Raw genomic sequence first — 8852 nt, forward strand, 5'->3', positions numbered from 1 at the left:
GCTGAAGAAGAGAGATAATAAATACACCGATCACAGTACCACCGATGGAAGCAAGTCCACCAACCATGGATGTACCACCCATTACACAACCAGCAATTGCTTCGTTGTTGTACTGATCGCCATAACCTGGCTGAACGGTTGTATATGTAGCTACAAAGAACAGTGCTGCGATTCCTACCAGTAATCCACAGATCACATAAGCAAGCATGTTCCATTTCTTGGTGTTAACACCGGAAAGACGAACCGCTTCTGTGTTGGAACCAAGGCAGAGGATATAACGTCCAGGTTTTGTGTTGTAAAGAACAATACCACACACAACTGCCATTACCAGGAAGATCACCAGACCTACCGGGAAACCTTTGTAAGATACAATGTTACGGAACCATCCGTTTGTCGGGTCACTGCTCAGCGGCCAGCTTACAGACTGTGTCTTGGTGAAGACTGAAGCAATACCTTTGGCGATGTTCATGGATGCCATGGATACGATAAATGCCGGAACTGACAGGTAAGATACCAGCCATCCATTAAAGATACCAAATGCAAGACCGATGAGTACACAGATCACCATTGCTGCTGCACAAGGAACACCATAAGATGTCATGCAGTAACCAGATACCAGTGCACAACAGAACATTACCGGTCCGATGGAGAAATCGATTCCTCCGGTTGCGATTACAAATGTAACGCCCAGTGATAAGAAGCCCAGGAAGTATACATAGTTTAAAGTAGATTTGACACTGTCTCCAACAGGGAACTTACTTCCCAGAACTACTTTAAAGACTACGAACATGAGAACAAGAATACAGACAAGCAGTATTCTGTTCAGGCCGAGCTTTTTCACGATTGGATTTTGTTTGAGCTTTTCCAATTTTTCACCCTCCTTAAAAGTTTACACATATCTCGCGTTTTCTATATAATACCGTTAATTCTGCACAATTGTAATGGAAAATCTTCCAAAAAAAGGTTAAATATTTACGGTTCATACATAAATATTTAACCTTCTTTATAGATTTTTTACTATTTTTCTCAGGAAAGCCTGAGTGTATTAAACGGAAACAGCAGTTTCTCTATTTCACTGGAATACATATTTTCCGGGGTTACCAGTTCACATCCGGAGTTTACATCCTTTTCGTATTTTTTGCCGCGGAGCATGAGAACCGTTTCCTTGACTCCCATATATCCCATCTTAAAAGCCTTCTGTACGACCAGTCCCTTAAAGACTCCGTTCTCCATAAGCTGAACTGCCTCCTGGGAACTGTCCACACCGACTACCTGGATCCGGTCTTTTGCACCGGCCGCCTTGACAGCTCTGGCTGCACCGACAGAAGAATATTCATTCATTCCCGCGATCATCTTGAGATTCGGATATTTTTTCATCAGCTCAACAGTGAGCTGGCGTGACTTCTCATACTGCGAATCACAGTACACCACTTCCACGATATTGTCTGCCAGTTTTCCGAGACCTTTGCGGAATCCCTCTTCTCTCTCGACGGCAGTAGATACGCCTTTGACATGTGCCACAACCGCGATCTGATCCTCCGGACCGAGAAGTGTTGCCGCAAATTTCCCAAGCTTTTCTCCCGCTTCCAGATTGTCTGTAGCTACCGTCAGATCCTGTATTGCTTCTTTTGTGTAGGAATCAATAAAGCCGATCCTGATTCCGTCTTCTTTTGCTTCTTTCAGAAGGGCATCCGATTCTGTGAAACTGGACGGTGAAAAAAGAATCGCATCCGGTTTCTTTTCTATTGCCTCCTTCAGAAGTTCATTCTGACGCTCTACGTCATTTTCTTCGGAAGGCGCAAGGATACCGATCTCTGCATTGTATTCTTTGGCTGCCATTTTTGCTCCGAGGATCAGGGATTTCCAGAAATCATTTGTCCCGTCGACAACTTTTGGGATGTAGATCAGAGAAAGCTTCCTCTCCTCGATTATTTTGTGTCTGTACCAGACTGCTCCCCCCAGCCCTCCTATCAGACAGACTACGAGACAGACACTCAGCCATTTTTTATGTTTTTTCATCGTACTGCCTCCTGTCTGCCCGGAATCGTGATCGTTGCTGTGGTTCCTTCGCCTTTTTTGCTCTCATAGGTAATTCCATAGTCATCGCCATAGTAAAGCTTCAGACGTTTCTGCACATTGTAAACACCCACACCGTTCGAATGGTAGTTGACCTTGTGCCTGTCATAAATATGGGCCAGCGTTTCCTCATCCATTCCCACTCCGTCATCGATCACCTGAAGAACCGCATTTCCGTCTTTCATGAATCCCTTTATAATAAGAAGTCCTTTACTCTCTTTGTACTTCAGTCCATGATAAATCGCATTCTCAATGATCGGCTGAAGAACCAGCTTGATCAGTGGGATATGTAATATAGAAGGCTCTACCTCAATCTGAAATTCCAGTTTGTCTTTGTAACGCATTTTCTGAATGGTAAGATAGCCTCGGGCATATTCCACTTCATTTGCGATCGGAACTACTTCATCCTCATTGCTGATACTCTGTCTCAGAAGGCGGGCCAGAGATGCCGTCATCAGCACAACTTCTTCGTTTTTCTTTCCTTCTGCCATCCATATGATAGAATCCAGTGTATTGTACAGAAAATGCGGATTGATCTGTGACTGCAGTGCTTTGAGCTCACTTTTTCGCTTCTGTTCCTGCTCATAGACGTTCTGTTCCATCAGTTCCTGAATACGGTGTGTCATCACATCAAAGGATTTGGTCAGACTTCCTATCTCATTATCGGAGTCTACTACAACATCCGAAATGCTGAAGTCTCCCTCCTGAACCTTCTCCATAGAATCGCGGAGTTTCTGAATCGGAAGCGTGATACTCCGTGCCATAAATCTGGAAAAAAGAAGAGAGACAATCACCAGCAGCACTGCCATAAGCACATAAATACTCTGGGCCTGCCGGCTCTTGCTCAGAAGTTCCCGGACACTGGTACAGTCCACGACCGTCCATCCGGTCTTGTCTGATCTGGAAATGGAGTACAGCTTTCCATCCTTGCCGGTTCCTGTCAGAACTGTATCATCTTCTGTGTCCATGATCAGATTGATATTTTCTGTCTGCAGTTCATTGTAAAGCTGCTGCTGCTGTGGATGATAGACAATATTTCCTCTGGCATCCAGAATAAATGCATATCCCTTGGTTCCCACTGTACTCTGATCACACAGTCCGCTGATCGCGCTGTAGTTCAGATCAATAAAAAAGACGCCTTCTTTCTCACCACTGCCTCCACGGTCACGGATTCCACGGCTCAGAGTGATCACCCACGGCCGCTCTCCGCTGATGATATGCTGCACATGAGAAGAGGTGAGCATCGGTCCTTCCGGACTGTCAAGTGCCTGTGTATACCATTCCTGCGTGTTCAGATCCAGATCTCTGTTCACTGATTTTCTTCCATTATTGATCAGCATCCTGCCGTTTTTGCTGATGATCCCGACGTTTCGGATGTCACTCCGGCTGTCCAGGATCGTCTCAAACTGATTCAGAATACGGTATCTCGCCTCATTGTCGATCTCATCATCAAAAAGATAATCCTGTACATCCTGACTGCTGGAGATCAGATATGCGATATTTTCCATGTAGTCTATGTAGGAATCAATGTTCTGGTTCATCTGTTTGATGATCGTGTGCGTATATTCCGAAGAATTCTCAAAAATAGACGTATTGGTAAATCGCATGGAAACACCGGTCACAATCACAACCGCACAGAGAACCAGAAAAGCAACCGTTGCAAAAATAACGCTCTGAATGCTTTTGAACTTTCCTACGACTACAGTTGCAAGTCCTTTTTTGTTCATTTACGCTTCTCCCTTGCATATTCTGTCGGCGTGCATCCTGTCATCTTTTTGAATGAGATTCCGAAATAATGTGCATCGGCAAATCCGACTCTCTCTGCGATCTCATAGTTTTTCATGGTCGTATTTTCCAGAAGTTCCTTTGCCTTCTCCATTCTGGTGCGGATCAGAACCTCTGTAAAAGTTTCTCCCGTCACTTCTTTGAATATGGTGCTGAAATAACTGGTGCTGATATTAAGATAAGAACAGATATCATTCAGACTCAGGTTCGGATCCATATAATTTTTCTGAATATAATCCAGTGCCATTCTTGCCTGGCGCTCACCGCTGGATGTATTCAGTTCTGTCAGGGCATCATAAACCTGTAAAATATATTCTTTTACGATTTTGCATGCCTGTTCAAAAGATTTCTGCGCCGTTACCTGACAGAGCAGATCTTTTCTTTCGTCGCGGATTCTGGAGATATCGGAAGAAACTTCCTCTCCTGCCACATCCACGACACGGATCACCTGCTGAAGATACATGCAGGCGCGGCTCTTCTCTGCAAATGACTGTTTCACCTGTTCTTCGATGGACTGAAATTCTGCTTCCATTTCTTCTTTTTTGCCGGATTTGAGAAATTCTTTCAGTCTGTCCAGAGATTTTCGAAGATCGATATCCTGTACCGGATGTATTTCCTCCATATCGATCAGAAGGCTTCCCCCCAGAAGATACCGATACTGCAGGGCCTGTACCGCCACATCATGAGAACCGCTGAGTTCTTCCAGAGTCTTTACCCATTTGCCGATTGCCATGGATACTTCTGTTCCCATGACCTTTCTGATCTCTGTCTGAATCTCATGGCAGATTTCCTTGATTCTTCCGTTAAAATTGCGGCTCCATTTTTCCTGAAAAAGCACGCATACACGGTTGTTTCCTTCCTGATAAACAATTCCTTCATTCTCACGGTTCACAATCTCATCGCTGATGTTAAAAAGGACAAATGCCATCAGCGCACTTTCCTGGCGTTTCTCCATATCCAGCTGATACATACCTGAATAAAGATCTATATCAAAAACTGCCACGCGGTATCCACACCCGGAAAGTGTGATTCCCATTTCTTCCAGTTTGTCCAGGCTTTTCTGGATATCTATGGTGCAGTTTACAAGAGCCTCCAGTGTCTTGGATCGTATCACCTGTGCATTTTCGCGATAGTTCTCGGAGGTTTTGGTCAGTGATTCCATTTTGGCTTTTTCTTTGCGGGTCTGTTCTACTTTTTCTTTCATTTTCTGAATTACGCCAGTAAGTTCCATCGCCGTCACCGGTTTGAGCAGATATTCGCTGACTCCGTACTGAATTGCCTTCTTGGCATACTCAAACTCTCCAAAACCGCTGAATACTACGATCACAATATCCGGGTAGTTGTCATGCAGGAAATGGCTTAATTCCATTCCGTCCATATAAGGCATGAGGATATCTGTCAGGACAATATCTACAGGGTGTTCCTGTACAAATTCTGCCGCCTGTTTTCCATTCTCACAGTCACCTACCAGTTCGCAGTCCATACTTTGCCAGTCGATGTTTTCTTTTATTGCATCCCTGACGAGAATCTCGTCATCTACCAGTAGTATCCGATACATTTTTGTCCCCCATTTGTATTTTGTCTGTTTACGTTCCTGTTTACCCAGTATTTTATTGTACCATAAAATAAAAAGTTTTTGAAGTAGGGAGTTTCTGGAATTGTGGGGATGTGTGTGGTGGAGGTGACGGAAGGAAGGAGGGGTGCAAAGCACGCCCGTCCCCACACCAAAGCCGCGTGGCCAAGCAGGGGGAGTTTGAGGGGGAGCTTCGGCCTTCGCAGACTTCGAGATGCTCCCCCTCAGGGTTTTCATATTTTGCAAAATCAAAGGGGATCCAAGGGGATTATTTAACTATGAATCCCTCTTCATCCCACAAATCATGCCAGTCCTTCGCGCCTTCCCACAAAAATACCTGTCCTTTGACAAGTCGGTTTCCTTTTTCGAGGGTTGCGATCTTTGCCATTTCTTCTTCGGTCAGTGGATCTTCTGTGACGCATTTCAGGTTGCTTGCATAGTTATGTACAGAGAATGGAATAGAGATCTCACCTCTCTGGTGTGCCCATTTCAGTGCGATCAGTGCCGGATGTACGCCGTGTGCTTTGGCGATTTCCTGCATTTCCGGTGTCTGCATGTCAGCTACGTCTTCCGGGCAGATATCTCTTTCCGGTCTTCTTGGGGATCCAAGTGGCATATAGCCTACCGGCTGGATGTTATGTGCTACCAGGTAATCGTACTGTTCCTGCTGCTGGAAGCATGGATGCAGTTCCAGTTCACATGCTGCCGGTTTGATCTTCATTAACGGAAGAACTGCTTCCAGTTTCGGAATTGTCATGTTGGAAATACCGATGTAGCGGATCTTGCCTTTTTCTACAAGTTCTTCACACTGGCGGTAAGTATCCATAAATTCTTCCACACTGAACGGTCTGGAATCCGGATTTCTGGAATCTACATCACAGAATGGTGCATGATAGTTCGGGAACGGCCAGTGAATGAAGTACAGATCCACATAGTCGCACTGCAGATCCTGAATGCTCTTTGTGCAGGCCTCTTCTACTTTTCTGTGCATGTCATTCCATACTTTTGTCATGATGAAGAGGTCTTTTCTCTCTACTACGCCTTCATCCATTGCTGCTTTGAAAACTTCTCCGATCTGATGTTCATTTCCATAGCATGCTGCGCAGTCAAACATGCGGTATCCGCTGCGGATCGCACCTGCAACTGCTGCGGATACATCTTCTGCACTTACTCTGTCAGAACCAAAGGTTCCCATTCCCATGCACGGAACTTCTTCTCCTGACGGAAGTGTTACTTTCGGCACGATTGCCGGATCGATAAATTCTGCCATTTTTGTTTCCTCCTGATTGATAATTATATAGTTTTCGTTTTCTTATATTTTTTTAAGTTTTTCGTAGCCGTTAGTTACAATTTTTCAATCTTAATCTGTGGTAACAGTTTCTCCATATCTTCCATCACGAAGAATCCTGTCTCCTCACGCATTGCTGCCGCTGCTGAGATCGCGCTGGCTCTTCTTAATGTTTCTTCCAGAGAAAGCCCCTCGCTTAATCCAAGTGCAAAACCTGCGATCATGGAATCCCCGCATCCTACAGTATTTACTGCATCGATCTTCGGAACGATCGCACGGTAAGTTCCTTCATCACTGACTGCCAGGGAACCATCTGCTCCGAGGGAGACTGCTACGATCTCCACTCCTTTGGCGTGGATCGCTTTTGCTGCATCAATAATGTCCTGAATGTCATCACAGTGTTTGCCTGTCAGCATGCGGATCTCGTCGATGTTTGGCTTGATCAGTGTCGGGCAGGCTTCGATTCCCATTTCCAGAAGTTTGCCGCTGGTGTCGAGAATGACTGGTTTGCCTGCTTCTTTGGCAATCTTGACAAGCCGCTGGTATGCGATTCCATCCAGTCCTTTCGGTACGCTTCCTGACATGGAAACGACATCTGCATCCTTTACCAGTTCTTTGAATTTTTTTTCAAAACCGGCGAAGTCTTCTTCTGTCAGGGTAAATCCTGGCTCCAGGAATTCTGTCTGTACATGATTGACTTCATCCCAGATATTGATGCAGGATCTGCTCTCTGCATCTACATGATAAAACTCGCCTTTGATTCCAAACGGTTTGAGAGCGTCTTCGATATAATTTCCCGCGTGACCGCCTACAAATCCGGTAGCTACAACTTCTGCTCCGTAAATGGAGGCCGGTTTGGATACATTGAGACCTTTGCCTCCGGGAACGTAAGAACATTCCCGGACGCGGTTTACTTCGCCTACTTTATAATCATCTACTACATATCGTTTGTCGATCGCAGCATTTAATGTCACTGTCAGTATCATTTATTCTTCCTCGTTTGATAAAAGAATTTTGCCTTTTACAAGTCCCGGTGTCTTGAATAACTGGAACGCTTCCTGGGCCTGGCTCATCGGAATTTTTTTGTAGATGAAGCCCGGATCAAATTTCAGCTGACCGGTTGCAAAGTAATGTGCGGTCAGATCCCATTCACGTCCCGGGAACGGTGCGCTGTAGGACATCCAGGAACCTGTCAGTTTGAATTCTTTACGGTTCATGTTCTCCCACTGTGCCGGTGTAAAGGTCAGATTTTCGTGAGGTGTTCCGATGAAGCATACGTGTGCTTTGTTTGCAGCCAGTTCGAATGCCATATGCATGGTCGGAACCTGTCCTGCTGTCTCAAATACGAATCCGTATCCTTTGCCGCCTGTGATCGCCATTGCTTTTTCCATGTAGCCTTCTTCTTTTGTATTGATGACTTCGTCTGCACCGAGACGTTTTGCAAGGTCAAGACGTTCATCACTGATGTCGAATACGACTACTTTCCTGGAACCGAAGATCTTGGTCCACTGCATGGTGAACATTCCGACCGTACCGCCGCCAAGGATTGCAACGTATTCTCCGCCGTGGTAGTCATTCTGGAATACTCCGTGGATCGCTACAGTTGCAGGCTCAAACATTGCGCCCTGTTCGTAGGAAACGCTCTTGTCAAATGGAACTGCATTCTGCTCTGGAACTACTACGTAGTCTGCGTTGCTTCCCTGCTGTCTGGAACCGATGAAGCTGTAGTGTTTGCAGAGGGAGAAGTTACCCTGCTGGCAGTCGTCGCATTTCATACATGGAAGAAGTGGAGCTCCGGATACACGGTCGCCTACTTTAACCTTGGTTACGCCTTCGCCGACTTCTACTACGTCGCCGGAGAATTCGTGGCCGAGGACTATAGGATAAAAATGAACACCGTTGTTCAATACTCGCGGGATGTCGGAGCCGCAGATGCCGGAGTATCTGACGCGGATCTTCACTGTGCCTTTGGATACCTGTGGTTCTTCAACTTCCTGATACTGTACGTCTTCGTTTGCTACTACTACTGCTGCTTTCATAATGTGGTTTTGCTCCTTTCGTCAAAGGGGAGAAACGTACCGCTGTGGCCGCGGTGGGCTGTATCCGAGGGGGCGAGCGCGTCGCCCCCTC

General features: G+C 45.8%; 7 protein-coding genes. All 7 read right to left on the bottom strand.

Going from position 1 to position 8852, the window contains the following annotated elements; translation table 11 throughout:
• On the bottom strand, positions 1–868 hold an 868-nt coding region (locus QZL69_RS07170; protein ID WP_291518828.1), incomplete at its 3' end, for an ABC transporter permease.
• A 158-nt stretch (positions 869–1026) separates the two neighbouring features.
• On the bottom strand, positions 1027–2019 hold the full coding sequence (locus tag QZL69_RS07175) for a substrate-binding domain-containing protein (RefSeq protein WP_022214540.1): 993 nt from the start codon (positions 2017–2019) through the stop codon (positions 1027–1029).
• On the bottom strand, positions 2016–3803 hold the full coding sequence (locus tag QZL69_RS07180) for a cache domain-containing sensor histidine kinase (RefSeq protein WP_022214541.1): 1788 nt from the start codon (positions 3801–3803) through the stop codon (positions 2016–2018). The genes QZL69_RS07175 and QZL69_RS07180 overlap by 4 nt, the downstream gene beginning before the upstream one ends.
• Positions 3800–5419, bottom strand: coding sequence for a response regulator (locus QZL69_RS07185; RefSeq protein ID WP_022214542.1), 1620 nt, complete (start codon positions 5417–5419; stop codon positions 3800–3802). The genes QZL69_RS07180 and QZL69_RS07185 overlap by 4 nt, the downstream gene beginning before the upstream one ends.
• A 283-nt stretch (positions 5420–5702) precedes the next feature.
• A complete protein-coding gene (locus QZL69_RS07190; protein WP_022214543.1) occupies positions 5703–6704 on the bottom strand; it encodes an aldo/keto reductase in 1002 nt (333 codons plus the stop codon).
• A gap of 74 nt (positions 6705–6778) precedes the next feature.
• Positions 6779–7708, bottom strand: coding sequence for a 1-phosphofructokinase (gene pfkB / locus QZL69_RS07195; RefSeq protein WP_022214544.1), 930 nt, complete (start codon positions 7706–7708; stop codon positions 6779–6781).
• On the bottom strand, positions 7709–8761 hold the full coding sequence (locus tag QZL69_RS07200; protein WP_022214545.1) for a galactitol-1-phosphate 5-dehydrogenase: 1053 nt from the start codon (positions 8759–8761) through the stop codon (positions 7709–7711).
• Positions 8762–8852 lie beyond the last annotated feature (91 nt).

Origin of the sequence: Blautia sp. CAG:237, assembly GCF_000436615.1 — a bacterium.
GTDB lineage: Bacteria > Bacillota > Clostridia > Lachnospirales > Lachnospiraceae > Blautia_A > Blautia_A intestinihominis.